At 61.9% G+C, this 15604-nt stretch carries 16 protein-coding genes, 1 tRNA gene and 2 pseudogenes; 11 read left to right on the top strand and 8 right to left on the bottom strand.

Going from position 1 to position 15604, the window contains the following annotated elements:
• The first annotated feature begins 1 nt into the window (after position 1).
• Positions 2 to 997: an endonuclease/exonuclease/phosphatase family protein gene (locus tag QNO18_RS04775; protein WP_283176757.1), complete on the top strand. Its 996-nt coding sequence runs from the start codon at positions 2 to 4 to the stop codon at positions 995 to 997.
• Between the two features lie 9 nt (positions 998 to 1006).
• Here QNO18_RS04775 and QNO18_RS04780 read toward each other — a convergent pair whose 3' ends face one another.
• The 3 genes from QNO18_RS04780 to ubiG are packed head-to-tail and all read right to left on the bottom strand — an operon-like array spanning position 1007 to position 3545.
• A complete protein-coding gene (locus tag QNO18_RS04780) occupies positions 1007 to 1864 on the bottom strand; it encodes a YihY/virulence factor BrkB family protein (protein ID WP_283176758.1) in 858 nt (285 codons plus the stop codon).
• Positions 1861 to 2796 carry a DUF4105 domain-containing protein gene (locus tag QNO18_RS04785; RefSeq protein WP_283176759.1) on the bottom strand — a complete coding sequence of 312 codons (936 nt, stop codon included), beginning with the start codon at positions 2794 to 2796 and terminating at the stop codon, positions 1861 to 1863. The genes QNO18_RS04780 and QNO18_RS04785 overlap by 4 nt, the downstream gene beginning before the upstream one ends.
• 8 nt (positions 2797 to 2804) lie before the next feature.
• The gene (gene ubiG, locus QNO18_RS04790) at positions 2805 to 3545 is read right to left on the bottom strand and encodes a bifunctional 2-polyprenyl-6-hydroxyphenol methylase/3-demethylubiquinol 3-O-methyltransferase UbiG (RefSeq protein ID WP_283176760.1); all 741 of its coding nucleotides are present in this window, start codon (positions 3543 to 3545) and stop codon (positions 2805 to 2807) included.
• A 49-nt stretch (positions 3546 to 3594) separates the two neighbouring features.
• Between ubiG and pip the strand changes: the two genes are divergently transcribed.
• Positions 3595 to 4560 carry a prolyl aminopeptidase gene (gene pip, locus QNO18_RS04795; RefSeq protein ID WP_283176761.1) on the top strand — a complete coding sequence of 322 codons (966 nt, stop codon included), beginning with the start codon at positions 3595 to 3597 and terminating at the stop codon, positions 4558 to 4560.
• Positions 4561 to 4825: 265 nt separating this feature from the next.
• Positions 4826 to 4915, top strand: a tRNA-Ser gene (locus QNO18_RS04800).
• Between the two features lie 563 nt (positions 4916 to 5478).
• On the opposite strand, the gene QNO18_RS04805 is transcribed toward QNO18_RS04800, so the two are convergent.
• Both QNO18_RS04805 and QNO18_RS04810 read right to left on the bottom strand, forming a co-directional pair.
• Positions 5479 to 5931, bottom strand: coding sequence for a YbjQ family protein (locus QNO18_RS04805; protein WP_283176762.1), 453 nt, complete (start codon positions 5929 to 5931; stop codon positions 5479 to 5481).
• Positions 5932 to 6058: 127 nt separating this feature from the next.
• On the bottom strand, positions 6059 to 6874 hold the full coding sequence (locus QNO18_RS04810; protein WP_283176763.1) for a S24 family peptidase: 816 nt from the start codon (positions 6872 to 6874) through the stop codon (positions 6059 to 6061).
• Positions 6875 to 7287: 413 nt separating this feature from the next.
• Between QNO18_RS04810 and QNO18_RS04815 the strand changes: the two genes are divergently transcribed.
• Positions 7288 to 7596 (top strand): DNA-binding domain-containing protein, encoded by a 309-nt coding sequence (locus QNO18_RS04815; RefSeq protein WP_283178745.1) that lies wholly within the window; start codon positions 7288 to 7290, stop codon positions 7594 to 7596.
• Here the strand turns inward: QNO18_RS04815 and QNO18_RS04820 are convergent.
• The 3 genes and pseudogenes from QNO18_RS04820 to QNO18_RS04830 all read right to left on the bottom strand — a co-directional run.
• A pseudogene (locus tag QNO18_RS04820) lies at positions 7534 to 8248 on the bottom strand (hypothetical protein); the annotation flags it as partial. The gene QNO18_RS04815 and the pseudogene QNO18_RS04820 overlap by 63 nt on opposite strands.
• A gap of 178 nt (positions 8249 to 8426) precedes the next feature.
• Positions 8427 to 8669: pseudogene (locus tag QNO18_RS04825) on the bottom strand (transposase); the annotation flags it as partial.
• A 129-nt stretch (positions 8670 to 8798) separates the two neighbouring features.
• Positions 8799 to 9500, bottom strand: a complete 702-nt coding sequence (locus tag QNO18_RS04830) for a GntR family transcriptional regulator (protein ID WP_283176764.1) — start codon at positions 9498 to 9500, stop codon at positions 8799 to 8801.
• A 139-nt stretch (positions 9501 to 9639) separates the two neighbouring features.
• Here QNO18_RS04830 and QNO18_RS04835 point away from each other — a divergent pair, with 139 nt between their 5' ends.
• The 7 genes from QNO18_RS04835 (at position 9640) to QNO18_RS04865 (ending at position 15590) form a co-directional block, all read left to right on the top strand.
• Entirely contained in the window at positions 9640 to 9927 is a 288-nt protein-coding gene (locus QNO18_RS04835; protein ID WP_198837392.1) for a UxaA family hydrolase, read from the top strand.
• Between the two features lie 4 nt (positions 9928 to 9931).
• Positions 9932 to 11113: a UxaA family hydrolase gene (locus QNO18_RS04840; RefSeq protein ID WP_198837391.1), complete on the top strand. Its 1182-nt coding sequence runs from the start codon at positions 9932 to 9934 to the stop codon at positions 11111 to 11113.
• Positions 11114 to 11200: 87 nt separating this feature from the next.
• Entirely contained in the window at positions 11201 to 12262 is a 1062-nt protein-coding gene (locus QNO18_RS04845) for a putative sulfate exporter family transporter (protein ID WP_283176765.1), read from the top strand.
• Positions 12263 to 12454: 192 nt separating this feature from the next.
• Positions 12455 to 13162 (top strand): 2Fe-2S iron-sulfur cluster-binding protein, encoded by a 708-nt coding sequence (locus tag QNO18_RS04850; protein ID WP_283178746.1) that lies wholly within the window; start codon positions 12455 to 12457, stop codon positions 13160 to 13162.
• Positions 13162 to 13494: a succinate dehydrogenase gene (locus QNO18_RS04855; protein ID WP_283176766.1), complete on the top strand. Its 333-nt coding sequence runs from the start codon at positions 13162 to 13164 to the stop codon at positions 13492 to 13494. The genes QNO18_RS04850 and QNO18_RS04855 overlap by 1 nt, the downstream gene beginning before the upstream one ends.
• Positions 13491 to 13832, top strand: a complete 342-nt coding sequence (sdhC, locus tag QNO18_RS04860; RefSeq protein ID WP_283176767.1) for a succinate dehydrogenase, cytochrome b556 subunit — start codon at positions 13491 to 13493, stop codon at positions 13830 to 13832. The genes QNO18_RS04855 and sdhC overlap by 4 nt, the downstream gene beginning before the upstream one ends.
• A gap of 3 nt (positions 13833 to 13835) precedes the next feature.
• Complete coding sequence (locus QNO18_RS04865; protein ID WP_283176768.1) at positions 13836 to 15590, top strand: FAD-binding protein; 1755 nt, start codon at positions 13836 to 13838, stop codon at positions 15588 to 15590.
• Positions 15591 to 15604 lie beyond the last annotated feature (14 nt).

The raw sequence follows: 15604 nt of genomic DNA on the forward strand, positions 1-15604 counted from the left end.
GGTGAAACTTGCGGTGTGGAACATCGAACTGGAGCGCCGGGGCCCTGGCCTTTTGCTGCGCGACATCGTCAGTGGCAAAGATGCTCAGATCGAGGCGGCGCTGCGGGTGCTGGCACATCTTGATGCCGATGTGATCCTGCTGGCAGGGTTCGATTATGACCACGGGCTGCTGGCGGCGCGGCATTTTGCCGACCGGCTGGCCCTGATCGGGCCGGATTATCCGCATCTCTTCGCGCTGCGGCCCAATCGGGGTGTCGCGACCTGTCTTGATCTGGATCTTGACGGGCGGCGCGGCGGGCCGGGCGATGCCCAGGGCTGGGGCTATTTCGCCGGGCAGTCCGGCATGGTGATCCTGTCGAAACTCCCGACTGACAGCGCCGCTGCGCGCGATTTCAGCGCCTTTCTCTGGGCCGATCTTCCCGGCGCGCTCTGGCCGCAATCGCTGCCTTCAGAGGCGCGCGAGGTGCTGCGGCTCTCGACCACCGGCCATTGGGAGGTGCCGCTGATCCTCCCCGATGGCAGGCGGCTGCGGCTGTTGACCTGGCATGGCTCGGCGCCGGTTTTCGGTGCCCCGGTCGAGGTGAATGCGCGGCGCAACCATGATGAGACCGCCTTCTGGACCGCGTTGATCGAGGGGCGGCTGCCATGGGCACCGCCGGTTCCCCCCTTTGTGGTGATGGGGATCAGCAATCTCGACCCTGTTGACGGGGATGGAAGACATGATGCGATCCGCAGCCTGATTGCGCATTCCGCGCTGCAGGACCCGGCACCGCGTGCGGCTTTTGCACCGGCAGATCCGGGTCAGCTTGGTGATCCGGCGCTGGACACGGCAGTCTTTGCGCCAACCGGAGGCCTGCGCACGGCGGTGATCCTGCCCGATGCCGCGTCTGAGGTGGCTGAGGCGGGGATCCTGCGCCCGGCACCGGAGGATCCGCTCTCGGATGCCGCCAGCGCCGCGTCGCGCAGCTTTCCGCTCTGGATCAGGCTGGTGCCATGAGCGCGGGGCTCAGCCGATCCGTCCCATCTGGCGCCGGATGCGGCGCGCCTGGTCCAGCTCCGCATTGATCGCCCCGCCCGCAAGGATGGCCCAGACCGAGAGGTAGAGCCACATCATCAGGATCACCGCGGCCCCGATAGAGCCATAGATCCTGTTGTAACTGTTGAAATTCTCGAGATAGAGCGAGAAGCCCATCGAGACCCCCGCCCAGGCCAGGGTCGCGAAAATGACCCCGCCCGAGAACCAGCGCGAACGCTCGTTCCGGGGTACATTGGGGCCGTAACGATAGAGGATCGAGAGGCAGATCAGCACCAGCAGCAGCATCGCCGCCCAGGGCAAAAGGCGGCTCAGCCGCGGGGCAAAGTCATCCAGCGGCATCCAGGACAGGAGGATCGGCACCACCACCACCGTCGCCAGCGTGCCAATCAGCGCACCGATCAGCGCGAGCGTCAGAACAAAATCCCGCGCCATGCCACCCAGCCAGGAGCGCGGTACCGCGCGATGCACCACATCAAGCCCCTGGACCAGCGCCGAAACCCCGTTGCGCGACGAATAAAGCGCGACCAGCAGCGAAAGGACCGTGGCCCAGCCCAGCGTCGTGCGCGGCGCATTGACCAGCCCCATGACCTGATCATGGATCAACGCGCTGGCATCGGGGGGCAAAAACCGCTCGGCCACCTGAAGATAGCCCGCGATCACCACCGGATCGGCCATCATCCCCCAGATCGCCACCACTGCCGCAAGGCCTGGAAAGACCGCGAACATGGCGTAAAAGGCCACTCCGGCGGCGACGAGGCCGAAATGGCCATCGGTCATCCGCTCGATCACCGCCGTGATAAAGCGCCAGATCCGGCGCAGCGCCTTCATTGCCGGATCCATGTCGAGAAATCTTCGCCCGGCGGCATTTCACGCGCGCGCGGCGAGATCAGCGCGCGGGCGCGCTTTTCGTCCAGCGTGCCTGTTCCTGCAAGGGCACCGAGGCGGTCGAGATATTCCGGCAGCAGGCCCGGCATCACGAGGCTGCGGTCCAGCGGCAGATCGGAAGACAGCACCCGCGCCAGCGTCCACACCACCGAGGCACAATTCGCGGTTACGGTATTATACCAGACGGGCCGGTCGTTCAGGTCATTGCCCAGCCTGAGAAAGCCAAGGAAGACCGCGATTTGCTGATCCTGGGTCAGATCCAGCGGATAAAGATGCACTTCTTCAGCGCGCGGCACCGCACGCCATTGCACGATATCCGCCTCATCAGCGGCGATCAGCGACAGCTCGAACTGGCGGAAAAATCCGCCCAGGGCAGAGAAACTCTCGCCTTTCTCGCGGCGGATCTCGACCGAGAAGGTCAACGGCGCGCCGTCCTGGAACCGGAAGCTGACCAACAGATGCGCGATTTTCGGATTGCCCCAGGAGGAGGTGATCATATCGACCCCGTCGAGCTTCGCCAGATCGACGGTGCGGCTGGTCCAGCCCTCAACGGCCTCATCGGCGGTCTTCCAGCGAAAAGTGCGGATGTTTTCCAGATGAACCAGGCTGCCCTCGGCCTCGCCCTTGACGATATGCGCCACATCAGGCGCCCAGTCGCGGTCCTGGCGCGGCTGCAGGCTGAAAAACCAGCCCAGGACCAGGATCAGCAGCACGGCAAGCCCGGTCCAGCCCCAGCCGGGCCCCAGCCGCGCCCAGGCCACCAGGAGGACCGCAAGTCCCAGACCGGCCAGTGCCAGCGGGCGTGCATGCGGGAATTGCACCCAGAACGCCGCCGCAGCCCAGACCACAACAAGACCAAGGACCAGCCAGAACACCACTGCTTTCACCGTTTCACACTCGCCGTAACATAATTGACCGTAAGATCGCGCGAAGACAGGCTCCAGCGCCAGGAGACCGGGTTAAAAACCATCCCCTTGCGATCCACCGGGTCAAGCCCGGCGCGGCCGATCAGATCATAAAGCTCATCCGGCGTGATGAATTTCGCCCAGTCATGCGTGCCTTTCGGCAGCCAGCGCATGATCCATTCGGCCCCAATGATCGCCATGGCGAAGCTTTTCGTATTGCGGTTCATGGTCGAGCAGATCATCAGCCCGCCGGGCTTCAACAGCTGCTGGCATGCGGTCAGATAGGCCAGAGGATCGGCAACATGTTCGACCACTTCCATATTCAGCACCACGTCATACCGCTCACCCTCTGCGGCCAGCGCCTCGGCGGTGGTGTGGCGATAGTCGATCCGGAGGCCCTGGGTCTCGGCATGGACGCGGGCCACCGGGATGTTGCGTTCGGCCGCATCGGCGCCGGTCACATCAGCCCCCAGCCGCGCCATCGGCTCGGACAACAGCCCGCCACCGCAGCCGATATCGAGGAGACGCAACCCGTCAAAAGCGCGCGGTGCCGTCAGATCCCGGCCGAATTCGCCGGCAATCTGGCTGGTGATATAGTCTAACCGGCAGGGGTTCATCAGATGCAGCGGGCGGAATTTACCTTTCGGATCCCACCATTCCTCTGCCATGGCCTGGAACTTTGCGACCTCGGCAGGATCGATAGTGCTTGCGGCTGACATCGCATGTCCTCGTTCGACTTTGTCTTTTCATCACGTTATATAGACCGCAATGGACCAGAGATCAGGACAAAAACGCGCGTCGGACTTCCTTTACCCGCCGGTCGAGCCCTTCGACCAGCGTATGATGGATATGGGCGACGGCCATCAGGTCTATGTTGAACAATGCGGCAATCCGGATGGGGTTCCGGTCATTGTCTTTCACGGCGGTCCCGGCGGCGGCTGCAGCCCGCTGATGCGGCGCTATTTCGACCCTCGTCATTACCGGGTGGTGTTGTTCGATCAGCGCGGCTGCGGCAGGTCGATGCCCCGCGCCTCGGTGATCCGCAACACGACCTGGGATCTGGTCGCCGATGTCGAGCGCATCCGCGAGGCGCTTGGCATCGAGCGCTATATCGCTTTTGGCGGCAGCTGGGGGGCGACGCTCGCGCTGATCACCGCCATCACCCATCCCGACCGCGTTTCGAACCTGGTGCTGCGCGGGGTCTTCCTAATGACGCGGCGCGAGCTCAACTGGTTCTACGGCGGCGGCGCGGGGACGTTTTTCCCCGAGCTGTGGCAGCGTTTCATCGATCCGATCCCGGAGGAAGAGCGCGGCGATCTGATCGCGGCCTATCACCGGCGGCTCTTTTCGGGCGACCGGACGACGGAAATCCGCTACGCGCGGATCTGGTCGGGCTGGGAAAATGCGCTGGCCTCGATCAGCAGTGACGGCTGGATGGGCGAAAGCCCCGCCGATTACGCCCATGCCTTTGCCCGGCTCGAGAACCATTATTTTACCAATGGCGGATTTCTGGAGCAGGACGACTGGATCGTGCAGAACCGCGTCCGGATCGCACATATCGACACCGATATTGTGCAGGGGCGCTATGACATGGTCTGCCCGCCGCTGTCGGCCTGGAGCCTCGCCGAAGGCTGGACCAAAGCGCGGGTGCATTTCGTGCCCCTGGCCGGTCACGCGCTGTCGGAGCCCGGCATTTCCGAAGCGCTGGTGCGGGTGATGGACCGTCTGCGCTGAAGCACCGTTGACGTGTGACAAGGCCACTTTGTTTCGGGGAAGGGCGAACGTCTGCAACCGGTGCCCTGCGATCTTCTGCGGCTTTGCGTGAACTGGCGCAGGGCGCCCCCATAAATTGTGCTTTTCTGCAGGTGCAGCCGCGACATATAGGCGATCCCCCCTGAACAGCCGGAGAATTCCTGCCGGACGGAGGCGATGTCCGCATGACTTTGGCCCGGTGAAAAAGCCCTTGTTTATCCGGCCTTCGCTCAATATACGAGGCGGTGGAGATGTGGCCGAGTGGTCGAAGGCACACCCCTGCTAAGGGTGCAGGCCCGGAAGGGTCTCGAGGGTTCGAATCCCTTCGTCTCCGCCACTTGGCCTTCAAGGCATTGAACGCCAACGTTATTTTCAAGGAAAATCTGGTCGAGCCTGTTCCTGCTACAGCACACTGCTACAGCGGGGGCCAAGGATGGGCACCACATCACGACTCGTCAGACGCGGAGCGGTCTTCTACTTCCGCATGAGCGTTCCGCGCCGCCTCGTTGCCCGAGTCGGGCGCAGCGAACTCTCCTTGACGTTGCGGACTGGCTGACGTGTGACACTCATTCTTTCAGGAACCCGGAACAGACCGGATGAAACCGGAAGAACCCGGACAGGCCAACAAAATCAGGGGTTTCCGCAAGCTCGAAGCTTGAAAACAGGCCAAACCGGCGTGTCATGCAGGAAGGCCCCAAAATGGCCTTTTAAGAGGCCTTGAAGCCGGAAGGTCGGCGAGAGCTGGCCAGAACGGTTGCAGCGTAAGATAGCACGAAATCAGGCAGATAAGACGTCCGTGGCGCGTTGTTAGCCGAGGATGCCAGGAGCGGAACCTACAAATTTCCCCGTAAGTTTGCCGCGCCGGTTGTATGTTCGCTAAATTGTTTAAAATTCAGTAGCTTATAATCTGTAGCTGTCGGGCTGCGCCGTGGGTGAACCTACAACAGATTCCTGCCCGCTCGCCGCCTTGTTGAGGGTCACAGCCGTGCCGCTGGCAACCAGAAAGAGCATGCTTTTCCCGCCACCGCTGATCTCGGAGTAGTCCAGATCAACCCCAACAACAGCGTCTGCACCAAGTGCATGCGCTTCGAGCCTCAGCTCATCAAGCGCTGTCTTTCGGGCATCCCGAAGGCCCTGCTGCATCGTCGCGCTCCGCCCGCCGAACGTATCTCGGAACGCCGATGCTATGTCTTTGAACAGGTGCATGCCTATGACCACCTCGGCGGTCACTATGTCCAAGCGTTGGCCAACGGGAAGGTTGTGAGCAGTTTCTGTTGTCAGAATGATGCGCGCCATCGCGTCCGATTGAGATTGAGCAGCGATTTCTTGCGCGCGTTTTTTCTCAGCGTCCAAGGCCGCTGCCTGCTCTCTTGCAATCTGATCCTCGGCTAGGCGAACGCACGGCAAACAGGAGACGCCCTGCATTTTTGCAGACTGCACAAAGCTCCCGCAACGCGCGCATGTAACGGTTCCCATCTCACTATTCCCTATTTGTATGCCCCCACCACATCACCTTGCCGATGATGCTGATGGTTTCAATTTTCGCAAACTGTGGCCCGTAGTCAGGATTGTCAGAAATCAGCAGCAGCTCAGCATCAGAAGCTCTATCGATACGCTTTATGCGCGCATGGCCGTCTTCGATGAACGCAAAAATCGAGCCGCGCTGGCTTTTGCCATCCATTTTTCGCGCTGGCAAACACGTCTTGCTCTGGTCGATCAGGACAAGATCCCCTGACCATATACACGGTTGCATGCTATCGCCTTCCGCCCTGGCCAGAACCGCGGAAGCCGGTGGAACGCCGATCTTCCCTAGCCAATCCTTACGGAATGCCAGGTAGTCGACGAGCTGCTCCGACGCATTGGCGAAGCCTCCCCCTGCCGACAAGCTCACAGCGTGTAACGGGACATGAGCGAAATCTTCGCTGACAGCTTCAGTTTTTCGCAATGCTGGAGCACCGCTTAGCCCGTCGAGAGTTATTTCAAGGCCGAGCACCTGACAAAGCCGCTGCAGCTTATCGAAGGTTGGCGATGAGCCTCTTCGAATGTTCTGCAAGGCCGATCCGTCTGATTGACCGAATGCTCGTCGCCCGACCTCAGCCTGCGAGAGGCCTAGTTCCGCCCGCCGGGCATCCAGAAGTGCAAATAGTGCGCTGGTTTCGATCATTATGCAAAAATACACAAAATGCGTCAGCCCACACAAGCCGGGTAAATTTACAACGGACTGTTTCCATATCTCTGCATATTTACCTTTGCAATGCCTCTGTAACTTTGCATAGAGTGCGGTATGGATACGCAACACCTACTCACCCTCGCGCAAACCTATGCCGCTCACATTGAGCGGGGCCTGCACACGGTCGCTGGCAGGGTCGGCATACACGGAAGATTTTTCACGAGACTGGCTGAAGACGGCGAGTGCCGTCTGAGCGCGTACAAGCATGCCTTCAATTGGTTTGATGAAAACTGGCCTGCGGACCTGACCTGGCCTCAGGACATTCCCCGCCCATCCCCCCAGAAGCCGGAGGCTGCATGATGCCGCTGCTTTACCGCCTGCGCCGCAGAGTGGCGCTGTTTGTTTGCCCGGAGCTGAGCGCCGAGTCGCGGCTCAAGGCCACGCTGGCCGAGGCGCGCGCGATGCGCGCCCCGGCTGGCTTTATGGATCTAGGCCTGGCGATTTTTGCCCGGACCGAACGCGCGCCGTTTTCTGACTTCATGGGCGCGCTCGTGACGGTTCACTTTCGTCAAGAACGCCCGCCTTTCAGTGCCAGCTACCGGGAAACCGCCAGATTGGCGCAGCACTTTGGCTGGGCCATCCCAGCGCAAAAAGCGGCACGGCGCTGGATCGCGCCGAAGCGAATGCTTCGGTCAGTCATTCCGCACTGGGATCGCGATCACGCCTTTGAGGCGGCGGTCAGAGAATTCGCGCAGAAGAGCATTGGCCGCGAGCAGATCGACGATGTAGAGCCGTTCTTTGCCGGTAAACACCGCCTCCACCGCCGTCTTCCCTCGCCATGGCCTTGAACCAGTGGCGGCTCATGGCTCGATGTCGCAGATGCCGCGCGTGCAGGTGCCGCGGAAGAAGGCGAAGGCGCGATCATGCGCGTCGAAGATCGAGCCATTGGGCGCCATCGGTCCGAGCCCGATGGCGAGGCTCCTGGCTCGCGCGCGGGTAGGCCCGAACGAACATCATCCGGCTGTGGCAGAGGCGGACATGGGCCACCTTGATCGTGACGGTCACGCCTGAGACCAGCACCACCTCGTGGCTCCGGTCGAACTGGTAAGCCTCTCCAGGATCATAAGAAAGCGGCACATAGGCCTCGGCCGCCGCTGTCCCGCGGCTTTGCGACCAGGTGCGGGCAAAGCGACGGATGGCGTCGTAGCCGCCTTCATAGCCAAGGGCGCGCAACTCCTCGAAGATCCGGATCAGCGTCAGCCGCTCTCGGGACGGCTTGCCCGCATTCGCCGCGAGCAGCCGGTCAAGCTGGTCCTGCCACGGCCCGATCCGCGGCATCGGCTGATGCGTCCGCTCGTAGCTGAAGTCCGTCTCATCCGACCGCAGGATCTTGCGGACGGTGTTCCGGGAGACGTGCAGCTCTCGCACGATCTTCTTCATCGACCAGCGCTGCACGTAGAAGGCCCGCCGGACCCGCGCAATCGTATCCACCTGCTTCATCTCCCCCTCCGTCCGCTGACCCGCAGCGAACGGTCTGACGAAATATCAGGGGGGTCAAAATTGGGCGCCGATGCCCCCGTTAGGGGGTGAAAGTTGCACGCCGAAACACACTTTGCATCCCTGACGAAATACGCGGTGGCCCTTCGTCGGGAAAACAGTCCACTGGACTGTTTTCTCACCCTCCTCGATTTAGGATGTCGCGCTCGTCGCAAACCCGGGCCAGCTCCCGCTTCAACAGGCGGATCTCGCCATCCTTCCCGGTCTCGCCTGATGCCGTCTTCGCGAACTTGCGCTTCCAGGCATAGAGCGAGTGCTTGCTCACGCCGAGCCGTTCAGAAACCTCGCTGACCGGGTAGCCCCGCTCCGTGATCTGAGCGACCGCATCGCGCCTGAAGTCGTCGCTGAAAGTGGCTGTGCCCATCATGGCCTCCTTGCCTCAAAATTAGCAAAGAAGGCGTCCACAAAACATGGGGCTATTCAATGCGGGGCGGTAACTGATCCAAGCTTTGACTGATCGCTGTGTGCCGCCAGTGCCGGCCGCATTTTTTTCTCAGGTCAGCGAGACCTGGTAGACCAGCCCGTCGGTGCGGCACAGGCTCCGGCGGCGTTCCACAACGCGGCCCATGATGTCAAAAGCCATCCGGTCGATACAAAGGATCGGGGCGCCGGGTTTCAGGTTCAGCGCCTTTGCCGTTTCGCGATCGGCCTCGGCGGCGGTGATCGATTCATCGGCGCGCAGGATGATGCAGCCGTAATTCTGCTGATAAAGCACATAAAGCGTGTTCGGCAGCGGCGCCCGCAGATCAAGCCCCGCAAAGCGGTTTGCCGAAACCACCGCGGTTTCCAGCATGCTCGGAACACCTTTCAGGCTGCGCAGCCGCCGGATCTCGTAGACCCGGGCCGGTGCCTCGTCGAGCACCTTCCGCTCCTCTTCGGTCGAGGCGCGGCTGGTCACCACCTCGCTCATCAGCTCGGGGCGAATCATTGTCCCGTCAGCCTCGCGCAGGCGGAAAAAGTTGAAGAGCGCATTATCCGGTGTGCGGGCGGTGACAAAAGTGCCGCGGCCCTGTTCACGTTTCACAATACCCAGCTGTTCCAGCACCATCAGGGATTTGCGCGCTGTGCCCTGCGACACGCCGGTATCTGCCGCGATCTGCATTTCACTGGGCAACATCGAGCCCGGAAGCAGCTCGCCCGAGGAAATCTGGGCGACGATCCGGTCGATCACGGTCTGGTAAAGCGGTGCGGCCATTTCGGGTTCCTGGTGTTTTCCCGACGCTATCACGCGGGCCGATCTGTGCACAAGAATTATAGAATAACTCTTGTATAAGAGTAATTGTACATGATACGAGTTGAGCATCGGATAGAACAGCAATCCCGGGGAGGAGCCCATGAGTATCCCGCAACTTCTGGTCCATGATCACGAGGACAATGTCGGCGTGGTTGTCGTCGAGAACCTGAAAGCCGGCACCGAGATGATCTGCGTCGTCACGCATGACAATTCGGACTTCCGCCTTGTCGCCAATGCCGACATCCCGATCGGTCACAAGGTCGCGCTGAAGCCGCTCAAGGCGGGCGATACCGTCACCAAATATGGCGAAGACATTGGCCGCATGGTCGGAGATGCCGGCATCGGCGACCACGTCCATACCCATAACTGCAAAACGAAACGGTGGTGATCAGATGGCACTCGATTTCAGCAATGCGACGGTGAAAGCCTGGCGGCGTGAGAATGGCCGCGTCGGTGTCCGCAACCATGTTCTGATCCTGCCGGTGGATGATATCTCGAACGCCGCCTGTGAAGCGGTGTCAAACAACGTCAAAGGCACGATGGCGCTGCCGCATGCTTACGGGCGTCTCCAGTTCGGTGAAGACCTCGAGCTGCATTTCCGCACCATCATCGGCACCGGCGCCAACCCCAATGTCGCCGCTGTGGTGGTGATCGGGATCGAGCCGGAATGGACCAAGGTCATCGTCGACGGCATCGCCAAAACAGGCAAGCCCGTCACCGGCTTCTCCATCGAGCAGAAGGGCGATTTCGAGACCATCCGCGCCGCAAGCTGGAAGGCCAAGGAATATGTCCATTGGGCGTCCGAGCTGCAGAAAGAAGACTGCCCGATCTCGGATCTCTGGATCTCGACCAAATGCGGCGAGAGCGACACGACCACGGGCCTCTCCTCCTGCCCGACCGTCGGCAATATGTATGACAAGCTGCTTCCCCAGGGCATTTATGGCTGCTTTGGCGAGACCTCGGAAATCACCGGGGCCGAGCATATCTGCGAGAAACGCGCCGCAACCCCCGAAGCTGCCGCCAAATTCAAAGCGATCTGGCAGGCCTATACGGATGATGTGATCTTTGCGCATCAGACCGATGACCTCTCGGACAGCCAGCCGACCAAGGGGAACATCCTCGGCGGTCTGACCACCATCGAGGAAAAGGCGCTCGGCAACCTGGAAAAGATCGGCCGCACTTCGACCTATATCGATGCGATGGGCCCGGCTGAGGCACCGTCAAAGGGGCCGGGGCTTTATTTCATGGACAGCTCTTCGGCCGCGGCGGAATGTGTCACGCTGATGGCGGCGGGCGGCTATGTTATCCACACCTTCCCGACCGGGCAGGGCAATGTGGTCGGCAATCCGATCGTTCCGGTGATCAAGATCTCGGGCAATCCGCGCACGCTTCGCACCATGTCGGAACATATTGACGTCGATGTGACCGGTGTGCTGACCCGCGAGAAGACCATAGATCAGGCCGGCGACTCGCTGATCGAGATGATCATCCGCACCGCGAATGGTCGTCTGACCTGCGCCGAAGCGCTCGGTCATCGCGAATTCTCGATGACGAAGCTTTACCGCAGCGCCTGATCTGTGATCCTAGACCTGCTATAGGACCCCGGCCCCGCGATCGTCGCGGGGCCGGTGAAATACGGTCTGAGCCCGGAGCGGAAAGCTATGGCACAAATCGACGAAACGCGGGCCTCTGATACCCGCCCCGCCGGCCTGCGTGGTACGGCGCTATGGCAGTCTGCCAATACTCTGTTTCCCGGCATTGCGGTTGCGATCCTTGTCGCGGTGACCGCGCAGTTCCTGTCCGAGCATTACGGCGCGCCGGCGATGCTGATGGCGCTTTTGATGGGGCTCGCGCTGAACTTCCTTGCCGATCAGGGCACGCGGACCGAGGCCGGGATCGGCTTTTCCGCCCGCACTGTGCTGCGCCTTGGCGTGGCGCTGCTGGGCGCGCGGATCTCGGTCGAGATGCTGACAAAGCTTGGTACCGGGATGATCCTGCTGGTGATCGCGGGTGTGGCGGTCACGATCCTGTTCGCAATGCTGGCCGCAAAGGTTTTCGGGCGCGGCTGGCGCATGGCGCTGCTTTCTGGCGGGGCGGTGGCGATCTGTGGGGCCTCCGCTGCCATGGCGATTGCCGCCGTGTTGCCGCGCACCGATAAATCCGAGCGCAACCTTGCCTTCACCGTGATGGCCGTCACCATCCTGTCGACCGTCGCGATGATCGCCTATCCGCCGCTTTCCGGCTGGTTCGACTTTACGCCCCTGGAATCCGGCGTTTTTCTTGGCGGGACGATCCATGACGTCGCCCAGGTCGTCGGCGCCGGTTTCTCGATCAGCCCGGAGGTGGGCGAGACGGCGACGGTCGTCAAGCTGATCCGCGTTGCCATGCTGGCGCCGGTGGTGCTGGTGTTTTCTCTGGTGATCCGCGCCGGGCATCTGGGTGAAGACAGTACCGGCGGCATCCGCCCGCCCTTATTGCCGTCATTCGTGATCTGGTTTCTGGTACTGGCCGCGCTGAATTCCTTTGGCGTGATCCCGGCCTCTGTCGCCTGGTTCGCCGAACAGGCCAGCCGCTGGGCCCTCTTGACCGCCATCGCCGCCGTGGGGATCAAGACCTCGCTGGTGAAGATGATGGAAGTGGGTGGCTCTGCCATCTGGCTCGTCGTGGTCGAGACCATCTTCCTTGCCTGTTTCATCCTTGCGGGCCTGCATCTGATCAGCTGAACGACTTTTCGCTTTTCGCCAGACCCTTGCCCCGCCCGTTGTGGCGGGGCTTTTTATGCGGCGACCTCGTTTAATGTAAGTTTTGCTTACTAAATTATTTAAAATTAGTTCCTTAGTGTTAGAAAAAACATGCGCTACACCGTGTTCAAGGGAAGAGCCAACAGGTGCGCTGTGAGCGGGAACGAAAAGGTGATGGACGTGTCGGTCTGGCGCGGGTCCGGAGACGAGGGCGCTTACGAGAGCTTTCAGGTCCCGGCGCAGGACAATCAGACCGTGCTGGATGTGGTGAGCTATATCCAGCAAGAGCTCGACCCGTCGCTGACCTATCGCTATGCCTGCCGCGTCGGCATGTGCGGCTCCTGCGCGATGATGGTGAATGGCCAGCCGCGCTGGACCTGCCGGACCCATGTGAAAAAGGTGCTGAACGGCGACAGGCTGACCGTCGGGCCGCTGCGCAATCTGCCGGTGATCCGAGACCTCGCCGCCGATATGGACCCGTTTTTCGAGAAATGGATCAAGGCGGGTGGCGTCCATAAACCGGGCCTCAGCCGCGACGACGCGATCCAGCAGGTCAGACCGGAAGATCCGGGCAGGGTCGAGGCCAATAAGGCGATTGAATGCATCAATTGCGCGGTCTGCTACGCGGCCTGCGACACCGTTGCCGGCAATCCCGATTACCTGGGTCCGGCGGCGTTACAACGGGCCTGGACGCTTTACAACGATGTCAAAGTCACCGACCGCGCAGCGGTTCTCGCCAGCGTGACCGGGCCCGGGGGCTGCACCAATTGCCACAGCCAGGGCAGCTGCACCCGGTTTTGCCCCAATGAGCTGGACCCGCTCAGCTCCATCGCCGGGCTGAAACGCGCGGCGGCGCGGTCGTTTTTCGGGGGGAAAGGCTGATGCTGGGGATCCGGCTTTATATGGCGCAGCGCCTGAGTGCGATGGTGATGGGACCGCTGGTGATCGGCCATCTGGCGGTGATGATTTACGCGATCCAGGGCGGGTTGTCTTCGGCCGAGATCCTTGGCCGCACCAAAGGCTCGATCCCCTGGTTCCTCTTCTACGGCGCTTTTGTGCTGGCGGTCTCGGTTCATGCGGCCATCGGGCTGCGGGTGATCCTGCATGAGGTCACAGGCCTGAGGGGCCGCCTGCTGGAAGTCTTCACCTTGGGCGTCATGGCCCTGTTGACCGTGATGGGAGCACGCGCCGTTCTGGCCGTGACACTGCTGTGATCGGGCCTCACCGGCGCCACCCGCTCTGGCTTGCCTATATGCTGCACCGTGCCTCTGGCTTCGCTCTGGCTTTGTTTCTGCCCGCGCATTTCTGGGTACTGTCGCTGGCACTGACCGATCCCGATCAGCTCGATCAGTTCCTCAGCTTTGCCGATAACCCGTTGGCGAAAGTCGCGGAATTCGGCCTCGTCTTCCTGCTGGCGGTGCATTTCTTCGGGGGGCTGCGGCTCCTGGCGCTGGAGTTCCTGCCCTGGTCGCAGCGGCAGAAAAGCCTGGCCGCCGGTGCGATTGCGGGGGCGTTTCTGATCTCCGGCACATTTCTTCTCAGGGCGATATAACCCATGACCAGGTTTGAGATTGAGCGCGACGAGACGGATATCCTGATCCTTGGGTCGGGCGGGGCCGGATTGTTTGCGGCGCTGCATGCGGCGCAGAGCGCGGCCCCGGGCACGCGGATCACCCTGGCGGTGAAGGGGCTGATCGGCAAATGCGGCTGCACGCGGATGGTGCAGGGCGGCTATAACGTGGCACTTGGCGGTGGCGACACGGTTGAGCGCCACTTCATGGATACGATCAATGGCGGCAAATGGCTGCCGAACCAGGATATGGCCTGGCGGCTCTGCGAGCAGGCCGTGGTCCGCATCCGCGAGCTGGAAAACGAGGTTGGCTGTTTCTTTGACCGCAACCCGGACGGCTCGCTGCATCAAAAGGCCTTCGCGGGCCAGACCGCCGACCGCACCGTCCATAAGGGCGATCTGACCGGGATCGAGATCATCTCGCGGCTGATGGAGCAGGTGCTGGCACGGCCGGTGCAAAAGCTGCAGGAGCACCGCGCCATCGGGCTGGTGCCGACGAAAGACGGCGCCTCTCTGGCGGGGGTGCTGTTCATCGACATGCGGACCGGGCGCTTCCGCTTTGTCCGCGCGAAGGCCGTGATGATGGGCACCGGCGGGGGCCCTACCATGTACAAATACCATACGCCCTCGGGTGATAAGACGATGGACGGGCTGGCGATGGCGCTGCGCGCGGGCCTGCCCTTGCGCGATATGGAGATGGTGCAATTCCATCCGACCGGTCTTCTGGCGGGCGATTACACCCGCATGACCGGCACGGTGCTGGAAGAAGGCTTACGGGGTGCGGGCGGGCAGCTTTTGAACGCGCGCGGTGAGCGGTTCATGTTCGATTATGACCAGCGCGGCGAGCGGGCGACCCGCGATGTGGTCAGCCGCGGCATCTATGCCGAGATGCGGAAGAACAACGACCCGACCCAGACCGGCATGTTCATCTCGATGGGGCATCTGGGGCCGGACAATGTCCGCAAGAAATTCGCGGGCATGGTGAAACGCTGCGCTGACAGCGGGTTTGACCTTGCGGCGGGCAAGGTCGAGGTGGTGCCGACCGCGCATTATTTCATGGGCGGCGTGGTCGTGGACCCCGATACCCGCACCGAGATGGAGGGGCTTTACGTCGCGGGCGAAGATGCCGGCGGCGCGCATGGCTCGAACCGGCTGGGCGGCAATGGGGTCGCGAATTCCACCGTCTTTGGCGGTATCGCGGGCGATGTTATGGCGGCTGACATCCGCAAGATGTCCTTGCGCGACCCGGATGAAGCGGTGCTAGCGGCGGAAGTTGCCCGTGCCTGCCATCCGTTCTCGAAGAAGGCCGATCGGATCCAGCCTCTGCGCCACAAGCTGCAGGAGGGGATGTGGGAAGATGTCGGCGTGATGCGCACCGGCGCCGGGATTCAGCGCGGCGTCAGACGCATCGCAGAACTCCGCAGTGAACTGATGGAGACCGGCGTTGACCCGGCAAACCTCGCTTTTAACCTGACCTGGCATGACTGGCTGAACATGGCCTCTCTGGTCGAGGTCTCGGAAGTCATCGCGCGGGCGGGGGGGCTGCGCGAAAACTCACGCGGCGCGCATTTTCGCGAGGATTTCCCCGAAAGTGGCGATCTTGAAAGCTCATACTTCACCCTTGCCCGCAAGCAGGGTGACGCACTGACCCTGACCCGCGAACAGGTGCAGTTCACCATTGTCCGCCCTGGCGAGACGGTGCTGCCCGCGCATGAACCCGAAACGCTTGTCGCGACCTGAATAAAGGAAGCCAA

This window comes from Gemmobacter sp. 24YEA27 (assembly GCF_030052995.1).
Classification (GTDB): Bacteria; Pseudomonadota; Alphaproteobacteria; order Rhodobacterales; family Rhodobacteraceae; genus Pseudogemmobacter.